Annotated in this window: 12 protein-coding genes; 5 read left to right on the top strand and 7 right to left on the bottom strand. The window is 35.2% G+C overall.

Annotated features, from left to right (window positions below):
* Window positions 1-3 precede the first annotated feature (3 nt).
* The 3 genes from ONG75_RS03600 (at window position 4) to tnpC (ending at window position 3,546) form a co-directional block, all read left to right on the top strand.
* Window positions 4-783, top strand: coding sequence for an SDR family oxidoreductase (locus ONG75_RS03600; protein ID WP_007302062.1), 780 nt, complete (start codon window positions 4-6; stop codon window positions 781-783).
* Between the two features lie 90 nt (window positions 784-873).
* Complete coding sequence (locus tag ONG75_RS03595) at window positions 874-1,902, top strand: ankyrin repeat domain-containing protein (RefSeq protein WP_264375802.1); 1,029 nt, start codon at window positions 874-876, stop codon at window positions 1,900-1,902.
* A 261-nt stretch (window positions 1,903-2,163) separates the two neighbouring features.
* Window positions 2,164-3,546, top strand: a complete 1,383-nt coding sequence (gene tnpC, locus ONG75_RS03590) for an IS66 family transposase (RefSeq protein WP_264375454.1) — start codon at window positions 2,164-2,166, stop codon at window positions 3,544-3,546.
* Window positions 3,547-3,685: 139 nt separating this feature from the next.
* On the opposite strand, the gene ONG75_RS03585 is transcribed toward tnpC, so the two are convergent.
* The 6 genes from ONG75_RS03585 to ONG75_RS03560 form a co-directional block, all read right to left on the bottom strand.
* Window positions 3,686-6,583 carry a hypothetical protein gene (locus ONG75_RS03585; protein WP_264375801.1) on the bottom strand — a complete coding sequence of 966 codons (2,898 nt, stop codon included), beginning with the start codon at window positions 6,581-6,583 and terminating at the stop codon, window positions 3,686-3,688.
* Complete coding sequence (locus ONG75_RS03580) at window positions 6,564-8,918, bottom strand: VirB4 family type IV secretion/conjugal transfer ATPase (protein ID WP_264375800.1); 2,355 nt, start codon at window positions 8,916-8,918, stop codon at window positions 6,564-6,566. Before ONG75_RS03580 ends, ONG75_RS03585 begins: the two co-directional genes overlap by 20 nt.
* A gap of 54 nt (window positions 8,919-8,972) precedes the next feature.
* Entirely contained in the window at window positions 8,973-9,338 is a 366-nt protein-coding gene (locus ONG75_RS03575) for a hypothetical protein (protein WP_010402638.1), read from the bottom strand.
* A 104-nt stretch (window positions 9,339-9,442) separates the two neighbouring features.
* Entirely contained in the window at window positions 9,443-10,888 is a 1,446-nt protein-coding gene (locus tag ONG75_RS03570) for a DUF350 domain-containing protein (RefSeq protein WP_264375799.1), read from the bottom strand.
* 132 nt (window positions 10,889-11,020) lie between these two features.
* The gene (locus ONG75_RS03565; RefSeq protein WP_264375798.1) at window positions 11,021-12,016 is read right to left on the bottom strand and encodes an NAD(P)H-dependent flavin oxidoreductase; all 996 of its coding nucleotides are present in this window, start codon (window positions 12,014-12,016) and stop codon (window positions 11,021-11,023) included.
* Between the two features lie 5 nt (window positions 12,017-12,021).
* On the bottom strand, window positions 12,022-12,543 hold the full coding sequence (locus ONG75_RS03560; protein ID WP_264375797.1) for a cytochrome b: 522 nt from the start codon (window positions 12,541-12,543) through the stop codon (window positions 12,022-12,024).
* Window positions 12,544-12,808: 265 nt separating this feature from the next.
* On the opposite strand from ONG75_RS03560, the gene ONG75_RS03555 reads away from it, so the two are divergent.
* Window positions 12,809-13,981 (top strand): NADH-quinone oxidoreductase subunit D, encoded by a 1,173-nt coding sequence (locus tag ONG75_RS03555; RefSeq protein ID WP_019236681.1) that lies wholly within the window; start codon window positions 12,809-12,811, stop codon window positions 13,979-13,981.
* Window positions 13,982-13,999: 18 nt separating this feature from the next.
* Here the strand turns inward: ONG75_RS03555 and recJ are convergent, their stop codons facing one another.
* Window positions 14,000-15,739 carry a single-stranded-DNA-specific exonuclease RecJ gene (gene recJ, locus ONG75_RS03550; protein WP_064085866.1) on the bottom strand — a complete coding sequence of 580 codons (1,740 nt, stop codon included), beginning with the start codon at window positions 15,737-15,739 and terminating at the stop codon, window positions 14,000-14,002.
* 666 nt (window positions 15,740-16,405) lie between these two features.
* On the opposite strand from recJ, the gene miaB reads away from it, so the two are divergent.
* Window positions 16,406-17,728 carry a tRNA (N6-isopentenyl adenosine(37)-C2)-methylthiotransferase MiaB gene (miaB, locus tag ONG75_RS03545; protein WP_264375796.1) on the top strand — a complete coding sequence of 441 codons (1,323 nt, stop codon included), beginning with the start codon at window positions 16,406-16,408 and terminating at the stop codon, window positions 17,726-17,728.
* Window positions 17,729-17,986 lie beyond the last annotated feature (258 nt).

The following is a 17,986-nucleotide window of genomic DNA, read 5'->3' as shown; positions in this document are numbered from 1 at the left end:
TCCATGCACTTGTTTTGCTTTGGTTACGGATATGTAGCTAAATTTCTATCGAAAAAATTGCTAAATTTAGGCTGGAAAGTTAACGGTACATCAAGAAATAAAGATATACAACTTTTTGATTATGAAAAGGTTGATCAAGATCTGCTTAAAAGCGTAACGCATGTTTTAGTTTCTATTCCTCCAGACGGCGATGATGTTATGGAGAGATACGGTCATTGTCTGGAGAATATTAAATGGCTTGGTTATCTGTCTGCAACTAATGTTTATGGTGACCACTGTGGTAATTGGGTGAATGAGGAATCTGAAACAAAGCCTATAGAAATTAGAGGAGAAAAGCGCCTTGAGTCTGAAAAGAAGTGGCTAAGTAGCAAATTGCCTGTACATATTTTTCGTTTGGCTGGGATATATGGTCCTGGTAGAAATGCGCTAATTGACCTGCAGCTTGGCAAAGCAAGAAATGTGAAAAAAATTTTTTCTCGTGTTCATGTTGAAGATATATCGAATATTTTATTTTCTTCCATGCAAAATATAAAGCCTTATGAGATATACAATTGTGCAGATGATTTACCTGCTACGCAATCTGAAGTGGTCACGTATGCAGCCGAGCTTCTCAATATTAGCCCTCCAGAGCCAGTTGAGATTTCTTCCGTACCAAATTACGCACGGGGTTTTTATTTAGGGTCAAAAAAAGTAAGCAATACTAAAATTAAAAAAGACCTTGGTGTCTCTCTAGTTTATCCTGATTACAAGGTGGGTTTAAAGAGTTTGTATATATTAGAATAGAGAAAATAGATTGCCAGATGCAAAAATTTTTCTTGAATGTTCCTTGTTTTGATGTAGTACCACTAGGCATACTATTATATAGAGGTAAATATGTTCAGCACTCAATCGCTCCCGGTTGAAAATATTCTATTACATCAAGCCGCTTATAATGGTAACATAAATGAAGTTAGGTTATTACTTAATGTAAAAACTGATATCAATATCAAGGATAAAAAAGGATTTACAGCCTTGCATTTTGCTGTTTATTCAGGACATTTAGACGTAGTAAAGTTACTAATCAGTAAAGAAGCTAATATTCATGCAAGAACTACTAAAGGCAGTACAGTTTTACACTTTGCTGTTGTAGCTAAAAGCAAAGCTATAGTAGAGGAGTTAATTAAAGCGGGAGCTGATCCCAATATAAAAGACTGTACTGATGGTAAGACACCTTTACATATTGCTGCTCAAAATGGACTTGTAGAAGTTGTAAAGGTGTTACTTAATACTCAAGAAATTGAGATTGATGCTAAAGACAATGAATTTGGTATAACAGCTCTGTACTTAGCCTCTCAGAACGGACATACTGAAATAGTTGAACTATTAATTAGCACAAAAAATGCTGATGTTAACATAGTAGATAAAAAAAATAATGTCACACCCTTGTATCTAGCTGCTCAGAATGGGCATGAAGCAGTAGTCAAGTTGCTTCTTGATAATGGTGCTAAGGTCAATGGCTGTAATGTCGATAGAGATCCTTTAAGTGTAGCTATCAAGAATGGCCATAAGAAAATAGTTGAGTTATTACTTAGTATAGAAGGAATAAATGTCAATATTGGCGATAAGATTGGCAATACACCTCTACATATAGCAGCTATAACAGGCCGCAAAGAAATAGCAAGATTACTATTAGCAAAAGGAGCTGATGCTAATATTAAAAACCATTCAGGAGATACTCCTTTACAAATAGCTGAGATAATTGAAAACTCTACAGTTTTTATGCTTGAAAAGGATACAAATTCAGTACTTCTTGTGAAAAAAGGAGTTAAGGAGCTTTTGTCACAACATGTGAAGAACAACAAACCTAGCTCATCAGTAGATAAAATTGACGTATCTGTTCAGCAGAGTAGCAAAATAAGATAGATGAGAAAACTAGTTTGTGACATTGGCGTCCAGTTAAATTTACATGGATTCCAGTGTCAAGCACTGGAATGACATTATGGAAGCTGTGATGACAAGGAAGGAAGCACTAGAAAGAAATGGGTGTCACGCACTGGGATGACATTATGGGAACTGAGATACAAGAAAAGAAACACTGGTTTGACAGTATCCGTTCAGCGGAGTGGCAGAATAAGGTAGACAAGGTGATCTAAAAAGATAATCATAGAGCAAAAGTGAGGTAATGTGGTAAACCTTTTAGAGCTTTGCAAAAATTTACAGCAAAAAATAGAAAAGTTAGAAGCAAAAATAGAAAAGCTGGAAAGGGAGAATGAAAGTTTAAAAGCAGAGAACAAGGCTTTAAAGATAGAGAACGCTGAATTAAAGGAAAGGCTTGGTTTAAACTCGAAAAATTCATCTCTACCAAGCTCTAGAGAGTTGTACAAAATAAAAAAGGACAAGCCAAAGAGCGACAGAAACGTTGGTGGTCAGGTTGGTCATAAAGGAAGTTTTCGCGCCAAAATGGATGCAGATGAGGTGATAAAAGTAAAGTTGTCATCTACTTGTGAATGCGGAGGAGGGATTGCAATATGCAATGGACCGTACATTCATCAAAAAGTTGATCTTCCGGAAATTAGGCCTTATGTAGTGGAATATCAGATGGAGCATGGTCGTTGCCGGAGATGCGGAAAAAGAAGAAGCAGTAAGTTACCAGAAGGTGTTACGTCAGATACATTTGGTCCAAGGGTTAAGTCAATAATTGCAGCGTTCAGCGGATTCTACAAAAATTCAAAACGCGAAATAGCGAGTGTCGTAAATGATATCTTCAATTTGAACATAAGCGTCGTTAGCATATCAAATAGTGAACATAGAGTTGCTTCAAAATGCAAAAAAATGTATGAGCAGATCGAACAAGAGATAAGTAGGAGTAAAGTTCTACATATTGATGAAACGAGCCATTATAACAAAGGTAAACTCGCTTGGTGTTGGATGTTTGCAAGCAATACGGCAAGTTTTGTGAAGTTGACAGAGTCAAGAGGAATGAAAGTTTTAAAAAATAACGCATGCTGCAATCATAATAGCTTAGTGGTAACCGACAGGTACGCAGTATACAATTACTTTGCTGATGAAAAAAGGCAAATCTGCTGGGCACACTTAGCAAGGGATTTTGAAAGATTAGCGCATAGTTGGAATATTGAAGTCAAAGTTCTTGGCTGTTACTTAAGAAATGTAGCTACTGAATTATTTGCACTAAAAAAGGCTTTGCTAAAAAATGAGATAGATGTTTTTAGATTTGCCAGACGTGCCAGAAAGTTGCGAAAACGTACAAGGTATTACTTGAAGGAAATATCCTACTTACCTGAAGCAATTGGAGCCTCTCGAGTTGCGAAAAATATTTTGAAATCTGAAAGAATGATGTGGAATTTTTTAGATGACCCAAAAAACATTCCGCTGACAAACAACCATGCTGAACAGCAGATACGGCATTATGTCGTTTACCGCAAAAATTCGTATTTTACACAATCAAAGCGGGGAAATGCATTCCTTGAACGGATAATTTCGTTATACTTAACATGGAAACAAAGGGGTCTCAATCCTTTCCAAAACCTCTTATCTATTGTTTCTTAAACCACTCTCCTGAACGGATACTTATCTATTGTTTCTTAAACCACTCTCCTGAACGGATACGTTTGACATGCACCTGAACAGATACTCTCAGTGATGTAAATTCAACTTTACCCCATTTGCAACCATCAGGGTTCTTTGACTATAGACCTAACAATTCTTTTCTAATTTCTTCTTTAATTGTATCAATAATCTTTTGATCAAGTTTATTTATTAAGGAATCATCAATACCTGTGATGTCATCTGGATTTTGTATCATTTTTTCAATAGCATCATCTATTTTTTTTACTCTTTCTTTATTAATTTCATCAAATATAGGTTTAATGTTTGCGTAACCAGGAGCGCCCTTGCTATAACTTTTGCTGCTTTCGTTGATACAACCACCAGCACCATATGTTTTATTCACGTAGTTTTTACTACATTTTGTTACATCTTTATACCCAATCTCACCATTTTCTATATATGCTATTTTATTATCTTTACTAGAGTTTAGCTTGTCCCCTTTCTTAATTTCTTCTTTTAATTTTAAACTTTGTTCATGAATTATTGTATCTTTGTAATTCTTTCCCCCATAGGTTCTGTATGTACCTCCGCCTGCAACAGTAATTAAATCTTTACAAATTGTTTCTGAAGAGTCTCTGCACATTTTTATTAAAGTTGGTCCCCCATCCTTGTTAGATTCATCATCTTCTTGTCCACCACCTCCTTCTGTCACTTTTACTTTAATATAGGGATAATTGGGGTTGATTTTTAGTTTAGCTTTAATGTAATCACCTGGCATTCCTAGTCTACTTACAGTAGACTGAGCTTTATCAGCTATATGACCAGCTTCACCACCTCCCCATGCTTCTATTTCAACGTAATCATACATTGACAGATCATCTGTATAGCCATCTCCAAGCTCATAAAGTTTTTGATCCCTGTTTTCAATAATCTGCTTCTTATGTTTCAATTGTGCTATTATTATTTCACGTAATCTCTTTTTTAAACCCTCTAAATCGAACCTACACAATTTATCAGCATAAAAGACTTCTGTTCTATTTGCTTTAATCGGTTGATTTTTTAATTGTGTGCACTTTTGTATTTCACCTTTCTCGTTTTTTACTGTTTTACCATCCTTATCCTTGCAATCCACTTCCTCATATCTTAAGTAAAATAGTTTATCATTCTTATCTACATACTGTGTTGAGCGACTACATACTCCATCAAAGCAGAGGCAACCATCATCACCGTGATTACAGTTTTTTTCTTCATACTTTCCATCTGTTAACTCATATACTATTTTGCATTTGTCACAATTTTGTTTTGTATCTACCTCTTTATCCTCTTTTGCCATGCAGTTATCTCTAGACTTATTTTCAGCAGGAATGGAAATATATCCTTTTTTATTAAATATTATTTCATTCAGTGCATCTTGTGGCTGTGCTAAAACCTCAATTGTTTCGTTACAGGGAAAATAATAAAGCTGATCAGACTCCTTTGAATAAACAGTATTGTATTTATTGTATCTTGCCCCCATTGATTTTAGCGATATTAGCTTACTTTCTTTTTCAAGAACAAACTCCTCTGGTTCTGGTTGCCACCCAGAAAGGCAGAGCATTTTACTTTTAGGATTTTCTTTATATTTTATTTCTACTTTTGGATATCCTGAGCCATCTAGTTTGCACTTACCATTCTGAAGCTCTTTACATTCTGCTTCGATATCGGGAACATACCCATATTTTTCTAGAACTTCAAATTGCGAATTATTTTTTAATATACCTTCTATTACGCTATCGATGTCGCTTTTACTGTTACTGCTATCAGTTGTTTTTGCCACTATTGCTGGCTTTACTACTTTTAAAGGTAGATGGCCAACATATGTAGGAGAATTTTTATTAACATAAAAAGTACAGATGCCATTACTGTGAGTTCCACGTGCGTCATAAGTACAAACGTTCTCACTCATCTTCATTTTTACTTTTAGCGTATTTTCGCCTTTACCCTCATTAGGCTTTGGTATGCTCACTTCTTCAATCTTTGGAGCAGGTGGCGCTGGGAAGCAGCGAGCAGGAAATTGTAATTTTCTTTCGGACTCTTCTTCCTCAGTACCATAGTATTCAGCGCAGAGCTGACCTTTTTTTCTATAGGTTTTGAGATAATGGATAGTATCTTTAATAGTAAATGGATAAATTGGAGTATTCTCACTATTTGAAAAACCGCGCGGAAAAGGTAGCTCCCTTCTTTCTTTCAGCTCACCAATAATGACTCCAACTCTTGGATGGAAATAATCATTTTCTTCATTTGTTATAGGAACAATTCTAACTTGTGGTGGTGACATCGCAAGTTGTTCACAAAATGGAGGTGGGCCAGGTGCAAGTGGTACAGGCACACATTGTACTTTGGTTTGATAGCAGGTATCGCAAACATTTTCCATATTCCCTGGACGGAAAATATTTTCCCCTGAAAAGATTCTAGAAAGACCTCCAAAAAAAGTGTCCATACAAGCCCCTTTCTGACTGCAAGCACATATTTTAGGGGCATTAGCAAATTTTACTTTTTCTTCATCAGTAACACCATCTGCCCATTCCCATTCAAGGCGTTTCGCAATTCCTTCTTTGATTTCTTTACTGTTATCTGTCTTAATTGTTCCATCAGCTAACATTCTATCTCCTTCCCAATCGATAAAAGCTGCTGCAGAAACTCCAGCACCTGTGGCTTGTGTGCCATATATTTTGTGGCAAGATGTTCCACTGGATAATATATAACAGTTGTCGTTCCCTTCGTAGTCGCAGACCTTAATCTTTGGATTAAAATAACCATCAATTCCTTGGTCTTTTACTTGTCTTACTGTAATATATTGGTATAGCTTTTCATCAACTTTAAAACTACCTTTAGTACCAAAAGTAAAAATTGCTAAAAAACCCTCCAAAGCTTTTTTGCCTCCAGCTTCAAGTGTAGTATTACTCTCTACAAGAGGCGGACAATCAGCATATCCTTGATAAGAAAGACAAAATATCAAGGAGAATATCAATAAAAAATTAAGCTTTACATTTTTCATAGAACGCCGGTAACCACTTACTCACTTTTTCGCCTTTTTCCTTTATTGCTTCATACATATACTTTATAGTCTCTTTATTAGCTGAAAGTACATGTATTTCTTTCATATTCTTCAAATCTAGATTTAAAGTTACTAAACCTTTGTATTGCTTTATCAAAAATAAACCTTCCTGTGTTGGTGTTTGCAAAATGACATTCAGTTCCTCTTTCGACAGAGAAAATGCTTTCATGTATAACCTGTTTGCATTTATGTTCGGCATCAGGATTCTCGTATCGACATGCTTATCTAAATATTGAGTAAACTTGCTAGCAAATGCTAGGTTTAAGTTTTCAGTACTTAGAATTACTACAACATTTAACTTTGTCATTCTTTGCATCCAGTCGTCAAACTCTCCCTCTGTAGGAAAAATATTACTTATCTCCCATGCTTCATCCAAAACAAGTATTGCAGGTGAGCCATCACATTTTGCTTCGAAAGAGTATAAGAAATAGTAAAGTATCACGGACATACATTCTTTTTGCTTAGTGAGATTTGCAGTATTGAGGGATATAGTTTTTGTTCCCCAGTCAATATCTGACTCATCACCATCTTGGAATAAGTAAGCAAATTCACCTTCACCACACCATTTACTTATTTTGCCTCCAAGAAGTAAAAGCACTTCAGAAATTTGAGAAATAGATCGCGATTCTCTTGGTATAGCAAATATAGAATCTACAATTTTTTTTGTCTTTTCTTCTACGTCTACCAAACTTGCATCTGCAACCATCCTTTTGATCAATTCAACAAGCATATTGCGATTAGAAGCACTATCTTCAATGTTCAGTGGGTTAAATTTTAGACTTTTATCTTTATATTTTGGATCAATTATGTAATATTGGCCGCTTACTGCTTTAGTAAATATTATTGATTTTCCAGTATTATCCAATATAACAATCCTAGGGTTAAATTTTCTTGATTCCGAAAGTAAGAAATTGATCAGTGAGGTTCTACCTGAATTTGGAGCTCCAAGTATTGTGGTATGACCATTATTTTTCTTTCCATGAAAGTTAAAAAAGTAAGGACTGCCTTTTTTTGAAAAAAAAACTGTTACTGCTTCTTTCCATCTTCCTCCTTTTAACGTACCTGATGTAAAATCATGCAACATAGCAAAGCTGCAAGCATATTTTTCTAATATATTTTTTGGTTGTGTAACAAAAGCAAAGTTTCCAGGAAGCTGTGCCCAAAAATGATTTTCCATGTGCAGATCAGTTCTAAACATCATCAACCCGATTAACGACATTACAGAGGATAAATCGCTGATATTTTTAGCTAACCTATTCTTATCATCTGCAAAGATTGTAACAATAATTTTCTGTTGACAAAAATCCATAGCAGAAATTTTTTCAAGCTCTATTATTTCATTTATTCCTGAGTTTTGAAGTAAGGTATTGTCCTCACTGATTTGCAGTATATTAATTTGTTTTTTAAATTCTTTTACTGCTTTATTATTACTAGTAAATATTATTATTTCTGTGATGATAAGCTCAGAGTCAAGTTGCAAACACCTATCTATATTTTCTAAGGGGATTTCTCGATATTCCTTTATGCAAAAAATAGAACCAAACTTCTGTTGACCTTCAAACGATGTTTGAAATTTATTGAAACCAAAAGCTACTTTTAAATTTTTAACATGCTGCGATAGATCCCTTTCACATATTGGATAATCTTTGTGCGTTAATGTAATAATGTAATGGAGAAATTCCATCATTTGAGAATATATTTTGCCTTCACTAGACCTAAGGCCCAGTTTTTTAGCTCCAAAAGGTTCTAAATCTTTTTGAATCAGGTCAGTTATTTTTTGTAATTCTTGATGATTTTTTTGTAAAAATAACTTGTGCCTATTCTTTATCCTGCCAAAAAAAAATGCATTATTAATATGTTTGCCAAAATCACTAAGTAACACCACAATGTATAACTCATTTATATACTGTAGTTTACTATCAACTAGTTTATTAAACCACGTTGAGTGTAGCTGATCGGAAAAGTCTGCAGTTTTATTCCACTGTAAGCTCAGTTTATTGCGCTTACGGACAGTGTGAATCCAAACTGTAAAATATAAACTCTGGATATTTTTTGATATACTTTTTCTAATTTCAGTTCTAAGATCACCATAGTTATCAACTGAAGAATAGTCTTCTAACTTGATTATTTTTAACAATTCCCCCTGTTTTGTTAGTATAGTTTCTTCATCGTAGTGGCAAGCATAAGGGATAAAATCTAAATTAATACTTTCTAGTAACGCTAAATTGTTCTTTTTTTCAGAATTAGAGCTAGTGGCCGGTACTTTTGGTTGCATACAACATTATGTGTATTCAATAAAAAGATAATTAAAAAACATAAAAATACTATCTTAATTTTTATCTTTTTTTTCGCTGTCGGGCTGTAATTTTATATCTTTTGCAAAGTTGAATTTTTCTTTCAAGTAATCTGTTGCTTTTTCTGTACTCCCAAACATCATGATCAGTACACCAAACAGTATCATGAAGAAAATTAGACCTCTGAACACTACTGCAAGTATCACTGTAGCTATACATAACCCTATAATTGTCGAAGGATTCATATTTTCCATAGTATCTTTAACTGAAAATGAAGAAATAAGTTCTTTCAACGTTCCTGGTATATTTTTCAATTCATCACTTGCTTTGCTAGAACATGACATGAAGATAAAACTTAACAGGGCTACAATAGCAAAAACTCTACCCAATTGAATACGCATCAGCTAAATACCTTTAAGATACTCCTTAACTGTAACAATTTTTACATCAATAGGCAAGAACCGAATTCACTTGCTCACCATAAGTAACTCATATTTAACTTTTATCACTGTGTTAGCCCTTTATTATCAACAAGAGGACTCACACTAATGGATATCAATTTACTTGACAGAATATTTGAACAAAATTCAGCAGCAGCAGCTGTAGCAAACACTGCAGCCACCACAAACAGTCCTGCTCCTACTAATCCTGATGTCATTGCTCCTGCAAAAATGCACCCTATTGCTAAGAGAGCAGAACTTGTTACAAGTGCGACGTGAAGGTTTTTGTTATTGAGTTGTTTAATTTTACTATTATTTTCATAATTATTGGATTGCATTGTATCTTTTACCTTACTGCCTGTCACTGAGATCACACAATGAGGACCTTCTTCAGTCTTCTTATAATGTTTAGAAGGGGATCTTCTTCCGCTTGGGCCTTTGGGCCTTGTTTTGTTCGGATGTACTAATTTTGTTTTTTCTTCATCTTCTAGTTGCAAACTATTATCTTCCTCAGCAGGGTTTAATTTTAAGTGTACACTTTCCTCAGATGAAATGCTTGTTACTGAAGTTAAGCTGTTCCTTCTGCTACTTGATGCCAAGCTAGATGAATTTATTCGACTATCTAAATCACTACTACTACTACTGAGTTTAGAAGTATTTGCACCACTTGGCACTTCTACAGCATTCACAGTTATATTAGGCTTTTCATTTTTTAAATCTTTACTATCAATCGAAAGATCAGATTGACTATTCAATTGTGATTGTGTGATCTTCTTTCTTGCTTGCGGTTGTTTTGATGTAAGAATTGTTGAAGCATCATAACTATCTAAACTTCTCAAGGAATTATATGTTCCAGAGATTCCTGTTCCACTTACACCCTTAGCTAAAGAATCCTTTTCCAGAGGATTAATACCTGAATTTTTGGGAATTTCAACTTTACCAGAAAGACTTTGTTTGTTAAATGTTTCCGCATTACCTTGTCTATCTTGTTGATTTTGGATAACGCTAGAATGATTTTTGTCACTGCCCTTATTAGTAATTTCTAAAATTATTCGTAATATTTCCCCTCTTATTGTTGGTGATCTTTGTGATGATTTTTCTTCATTGTTAAGTACTGAAGGTTTCATTAATTCCTCTGACTCTATCACTTCTTTTTCCAATGCTGGAAGAAATTTCTTGGTGTAATAATTATAATATTTTTCTTGCTCTCTCAGTAATTTTTCTAATTTAATTAATATGTTCGGATCAGCTCCTTTGTTGAACAACTCTATGCATTTTGCGATAGTTCCATCTCCCTTTTTTAGATTTTCATGATTATGTCTTTTTTTTGTGACCTTTTTGTGTATAATTTCGTGCAACTCTTTCGTTTTTGATGCTGAAGAATTCCCTGTTTTCTCCTTTCTCTTATCTGAGATTTGTGAACTTCTGATAGGATCGCTAGTAGATGAGTAAGTATTGTTTCCTACTGCGCTATCAAATAGCACTCTTTTCTCATATGATGAATCAAACATAACATTCCTCTCATATAAATAAAATGTATGAATACCTCTTTAGCGTTAATTTTACATTAAAACTGGGCAGTTATGCCTTATTGCGGATAATTATAGCAATTTGCTAACTATTTTTTTTGCTGATTACTGATTTTACATTTCAACATAATTGCTTGCCTGTTGAACTAACATATCTATCACTTCTTTTACAGGCTTTTCTCTATCAACCATGCCAACACTTTGACCGGCCATTAAAGATCCTGTTTCAACATCTCCATCAATTACTGCCCTTCTTAAGGCTCCAGCCCAGAACTTTTCTATTTCAAGCTGCCCATTTTCTTTTGAGATTTCTCCATTTTGATATTTATCAATAATGTCTCTTTGATGCTCCATAAAATCGTCACTTGCTTTGTTAACTATAGCCCTTACTGGAATTACAGGGAAATCAGCGCTAATCTGCACAGAAGATACAGCATTACGCGCAGCTGATTTGATGAATACTTCTTTAAAATTTTTGTGAGCGATTGACTCATTCGTGCAGACAAATAATGTACCTATTTGACAGCCACTTGCTCCCATTTCTAGGTAGTTCACTATCATTTCGCCTCTTCCTATTCCACCTGCAACAAACACCGGTGTTTTCTCATTTTTAAAATGAGGTAATATCTCTTGTGCGAGAACAGAAGTGCTAACAGGACCGATATGTCCTCCTGCTTCCATACCTTCTATTATTAACGCATCTACTCCCATTTTTACTAACCTTTTCGCGAGGCTTAATGCTGGTGCAAAACACATAACTTCAATGCCCGCACTCTTGATTTTTTCTATATTAGGCTTCGTTGGTAGTCCACCGGCAAGCACTATATGGCTTACTTTCGTTTCAATGCACACATCTATCAACTCACTCAACTTTGGGTGCATAGTAATTAGATTTACACCAAATGGTTTGTTAGTTAATTTCTGTGTCTCTATGATTTCTTTTTTCAGTAAGTCTGGAAACATTGCACCGCAAGCAATCACGCCAAATCCACCAGCATTTGAGATTGCTGAAACCAAATTTCTCTCTGAAACCCAGCTCATAGCGCCACCCATTATGGCAAACTCACTACCGAGAAAATTTGTTCCTTTTTTCCAGAGGCTATTTAACATATAACCTATATCATACGTTTAAAAATGTTTTGTTTATCTATAAATGTGTGTTTTAAAGCACCAATTATATGCAAGGCTATAAAGAGTATCATAAAATATGCAAGTATCGAGTGTAACTGATTAGCTGCACTAGCTAGACCTTCATTATGGTTAATTAATAAAGGGATATGGAAAAAATATTTGATCTCTTTGCTAGAAGCAGAAGACATGACATAACCAGATAGTGGCATTAGCACCATCAAAGAATACAAACCAAAGTGTATCGTTTTGCTCGCATTGATTACAAATCGAGAAAAATTGGCTGGTAATGGAGGAACATAAGTAAAGACGCGAAAAAATATACGTACTATAATTAATCCAAGAACGGTGATGCCACAAGCCTTATGAATAGCGTATATGCTGAATTTAATTTCACTGCTAATCGGCAAACTTTTCATGTACAGTCCAGAACAAAGCATACCAATAATAAGAGCAGACATTAACCAATGAATGATCCTTAAACCTAAACTATATTTATTGTCTTTCATTAATTTTGATTACTCTAAAGTAGAATTTATATAGTAGAAAAACTATTTCTCAATCAAAATTATCTATACATAATTTCGCTGCCTTGATCAACATAAGTGCAATAATTGTATGTGACACATAAACATTGTCTATCAGATCATGAAGAAGTGGTGAAGTTTTTGAGAGTTTTTCTATTGTAACGATGAGTTATAGCTTGTACAAGAAGCCTATTGACTTTAAGCACATTTTACCCTATACAATTCCAATACCTTAAGCTACCAAAGCATGCCTGATCTAAAGACAATGATGCTAAATTTTGGCCCTCAGCACCCAGCTGCACACGGGGTGTTACGTCTTGTTTTAGAGATGGATGGTGAAGTGATCGAGAGAGCAGACCCCCATATTGGGCTTTTGCACCGTGGCACTGAAAAATTGATAGAACATAAAACATATCTTCAAGCTCTGCCTTATTTTGACCGCCTTGATTATGTGTCGCCAATGTCACAAGAGCATGCATATTCGTTGTGTGTAGAGAAATTGTTGCAATGTGAAATTCCAATTAGAGCAAAATATTTGCGTGTTTTGTTTTGTGAGCTGACAAGAATACTAAATCATTTACTAAATATCTCTTCTCAAGCACTTGATGTTGGGGCGATGACTCCTCTTTTATGGCTCTTTGAAGAGAGAGAAAAAATACTCGAGTTCTATGAAAGGGCCTCAGGTGCAAGATTTCACGCAGCTTATATAAGGCCAGGTGGACTTGCAGCAGATATCCCAGAAGGTTTGATTGAAGATATTGCAAAATTTATAGAGCAATTTCCAAAGTATATAGATGATGTTGATGAGCTTCTAACAGAAAATAGGATATGGAAGCAACGCACTGTAGGAATTAGTGAAATATCAATAAAACAGGCGCTTGATTGGGGCTTTAGTGGACCAATGCTCCGTGCTGCTGGACTTGCTTGGGACTTGCGAAAAAGCCAGCCATATGAGATATATGATCAGTTAGATTTTGATATACCTATCGGCCAAAATGGTGACTGTTATGACCGTTATTTAGTAAGAATGGCAGAGATTAGGCAATCTATTAGCTTGGTGAAGCAATGCATAGAGAAAATTCCTAAAGGGCCAATAAAAACTGAAGATAGAAAAATTTCTCCACCGCCAAGAGCAGAAATGAAAGAATCTATGGAGGCTATGATTCATCATTTTAAGCTTTATTCAGAAGGATATCATGTGCCAGAAGGTGAGGCATATGTGGCTGTTGAAGCGCCAAAAGGTGAGTTTGGAGTATATATAGTTTCAGATGGTACCAATAGACCTTATAGATGTCGAATAAGAGCACCTGGCTTTGCGCATTTACAGGCCTTAGATTTCATGGCAAAAGGACACATGCTTGCTGACATTGCAGCAATTATCGGTTCACTCGACATAGTCTTTGGTGAGATTGATAGGTAATTATTTTAAAATAGTAACTTAACTAATGGTTAAGACATCTTCTATCATAAATTGTATAAATTCATTGCCATTCCAGTAATTCATAGAGATTTTACCCAAAATGGCTTTAACATTACCCTGCATAATAGCAGAGCCGAGCTCAGTATTTGCACAGCGAAACGCAATAGCTTTGACCATAACATTATCGTCAGCAATAAAACATTTTATATGGTCAACTCCTATAACTTCCGGCTTTCTTATCTTTGCCCCTTGAATGATGAATCTTGGTTCAGGATTGCCAGCTCCAAATGGCTCTAAGCGCTGCAGTTGATTCCAAAGGGATAAGTTTATTGCTTTAGCTGTTACTATACCATCAGCTTTTATAGTTTTATCGTTTGTGGAGTTTGCAAATCTTTCAGTAAAAAAATCATGTAGATCACTTATTTTATCTTCTTCAATCGAAAATCCTGCTGCCATACTGTGACCACCACCTTCAATGATTAGGTTGGTAAATTTTGCAGAAAGAACCGCAGCACCAATATCTACTCCAGAAATTGACCTACAGCTTGCTTTTCCTATTCCATTGTTTAAAGATATCACTATCGTTGGTAAGTGAAACTGCTCTTTTAGTCTTGATGCAATGATACCAATTATTCCCTGGTGCCAATTACCACTTACCATTATAAAATTTACACCTAAGTGGGCAAAATTTTCCGCTTGTGTTGTGGCTTCCAAAATAGCCTCATTTTCTAGCATTTTTCTTGCATTATTCAAATCTATTAGTTTTAGCGCGATTGAATGTGCATCATCATCATCATCGGTGGAAAGCAACCTTGCACCGAGCGATGCTTCTCCAATTCTTCCTCCGGCATTTATACATGGCCCAATACTAAACCCTAATCGTGAAACACTTGGTTTTTCAAGGATTCCCAAAGCGTCAAACAAAACACGTAAGCCAACATTTTTTCTTGCTGACATAACTTTTAATCCTTGTAAAACAAAAGCCCTATTTAGGCCTGTAATCTGCATAACATCGCAAACAGTTCCAAGAGCAACCAAATCCAGTAGATCAAATAAATCTGGTTCTTTTTTGTTGGTAAAAAATCCTTGCTCACGTAGGATTCTGTTAAGAGCAACAATTAGCAGAAATGACACTCCAACTGCTGCTAAGTTATTATAAGGAGAGCTCTCATCAAGGCGGTTGGGATTAACAACTGCTACAGCACTTGGTAATTTTTCTGTTCCAAGGTGATGGTCGACAACTATAATATCAAGTCCAAAGACTTTTGCATCTTCTATTGGTTGATATGCAAGCGTACCGCAATCAACAGAAATACATAAATCAATACCATTCTTTTTAAGTTGTAATAAAGCATCTGTGTTCAATCCATAGCCCTCATCAACACGATCTGGAATATAGATTATAGAGTGTGTCCCAATCGCTCTTAGGTACCTATTAATCAATGCTGATGACGTTGCACCATCAACATCGTAATCACCAAATATTGCAATATTCTCATTATTGTTTATTGCTTTTATTATGTGAGAAACAGCTTTATCCATATCAAGGAGGTGAAAGGGATCTGGTAATAGCGATCTGATTAGTGGGTGTAAGAAGTCATGTGCATTTTCTATGTTAACACCACGAGCAACTAATATTCTTGCTAATATTTCTGGCAACTCAAATCTCTGTATAAGAGTAAAAATCTCCCTTTGATCTGCTTCTTGTAACTTCCACAGTGCATTTGTTATGCTGCGTTTTTCAATATCAAGTAGCATATTTTTTGTAAATAAAACTACTTTACCAGAACTTTTACGCTTGTTCTATAATTGTGTTAGACTTCTGTATAACCTAAAGAAAGATATAGGAGAGTGTCACTCGAAAGGAATCACATTTATTTTGACAAAGAGCATCTGTAAAATCTGATACTTCTTCTTGCATAACATGCTCTTTAATTAGTATTATATCTATATTAGCATATAAGTGTGAATATTATATTAGTGTAATTACTTTTTGGTATACATGACAAATTTATGCCTGGAAACAGTTTTTGGTTACTCAAACCTTTTCTACCTTTATTTCATATTCTTTAAAGTATTTTTTGCACTTTCTTTATAAAAACCATAGGTACCAATCGGTTTTTAGCTTAAGAATAAAGGTTAAGTATCTGGAATTCTGGACATAAAATCCTCCTGAAAGATTAGAAAGAAAATGCAGCGCACATACAACAGAATTTGAACACGTGCTGAAGAAGATACACTACGTTTTTTGTTGAAAAATTGACTGAAAAGTCTGCAGACGAAGATAGATTTTTGAGCTCTTAAAATACCTCTACTGTTAGAGTAAGGAAAGCGAGAAGGTTTGTCAAGCAATCTTTATTGGCTGTTGTACTAGAATTCAGTTTTTCGTATAATTTGCTAGAATTTGTGTGAAGAATTTTAAATATGAAAGGCCTATATATTAAAACTTACGGCTGTCAGATGAACGTTTATGACTCCATTTTAATGGAGAATATAGTTAAGCCTTTAGGGTTCAACGTTGTTAGTGATGCAGAACAAGCTGATTTGGTGATATTAAATACTTGTCATATTAGAGAAAAGGCAGCAGAAAAGCTTTACTCAGAGCTTGGAAGAATCCATTCATCACAAAAAAATAAGGAAATGACCATAGTGGTGGCTGGATGTGTAGCGCAAGCAGAGGGAGAAGAAGTGTTCAGAAGGGCTCCTTTTGTTGATATTGTTGTTGGTCCGCAGAGTATTTCTGCTTTACCGGAGTTAATAGTCAAAGCAAGCAGAAGTAAAGGTCATGTAATAAATACTGATTTTCCAGAAGTTGCGAAGTTTGATAAATTGCCAGATGAATGCTATGGCAATAGCCAGGGGTCTTCTGCGTTTCTTGCCATACAAGAAGGTTGTGATAAATTTTGTACGTTTTGTGTGGTACCATATACACGCGGGGCTGAGTATTCACGACCAGTAAATGAAATATTCCGTGAAACATTGAAGTTAGTTGCAAATGGGGCAAGGGAAATCAATTTGCTCGGTCAAAATGTTAATGCTTATCATGGAGAGTGCGAAGGAGAGGTGTGGGATTTAGGAAAATTAATTAGTCACATTGCTAAAATTGAAAAGCTAGAAAGAATCCGCTACACAACTTCTCATCCAAGAGATATGCACGAATCTCTCTACTTGGTACATGCGGAGGAATCAAAACTCATGCCGTTTGTTCACCTACCTGTGCAGTCAGGTTCGAATAAAATATTGCATGCAATGAATAGAAAACACACGGCAGAGGAATATTTGGGAATAATAGACAGATTGCGCAAATTGAAACCTGAAATCGAATTTTCTTCTGATTTTATTGTTGGTTTTCCTGGAGAAACTGAAAAAGATTTTGAGGAAACTATGAAGTTAGTAGAAAAAGTAAAGTACGCTCAGGCTTATAGTTTTAAATATAGCCCAAGGCCAGGAACGCCAGGGGCGGAAAGAAAAGATCAAGTACCAGAAGAGGTTAAAACAGAGCGTCTTCTTCGTTTACAGGAATTAATTAGCAAGCAACAACTTGAATTTAATCAGAGTATGATAGGAAAAACTATTCCTGTTCTATTCAGTGATAAAAAAGGTAAACACCAAAATCAAATTATTGGTAAAAGCCCATACATGCAATCAGTATGCGTTGATGATCCTGACGATAAATACAAAGATAAAATAGTAAATATAAGGATATTGGAAGCTCGGCAAAATAGTTTGTTGGGATGCGCTGCCTAATTAGAGAAAAGTGCTCCCATGGTCTCATGTAGAAGCACTTTGTGTGTTTTTATAAGTTTATAAGCTATCTAGATTTAATCCTTAAGGGACTACAACTCTCTGTTACGCAATCATATGAGACTTGATATAATAGATTTGCGGGATTTTTTTTCTTTTCCCACTGATAGTGTACTTTTTCAACCTTTCCAGAATTATTATATTCATAAGAAAGCGATCTCCAAATAACGCTGCTTTTACTATTATTTTTGTTAGCATCGT

This window comes from Wolbachia endosymbiont (group B) of Sphaerophoria taeniata, assembly GCF_947179355.1.
Lineage (GTDB): Bacteria > Pseudomonadota > Alphaproteobacteria > Rickettsiales > Anaplasmataceae > Wolbachia.
The sequence above is the reverse complement of the archived record's forward strand: the minus strand, read 5'-3'. Positions and strand labels throughout refer to the sequence as shown.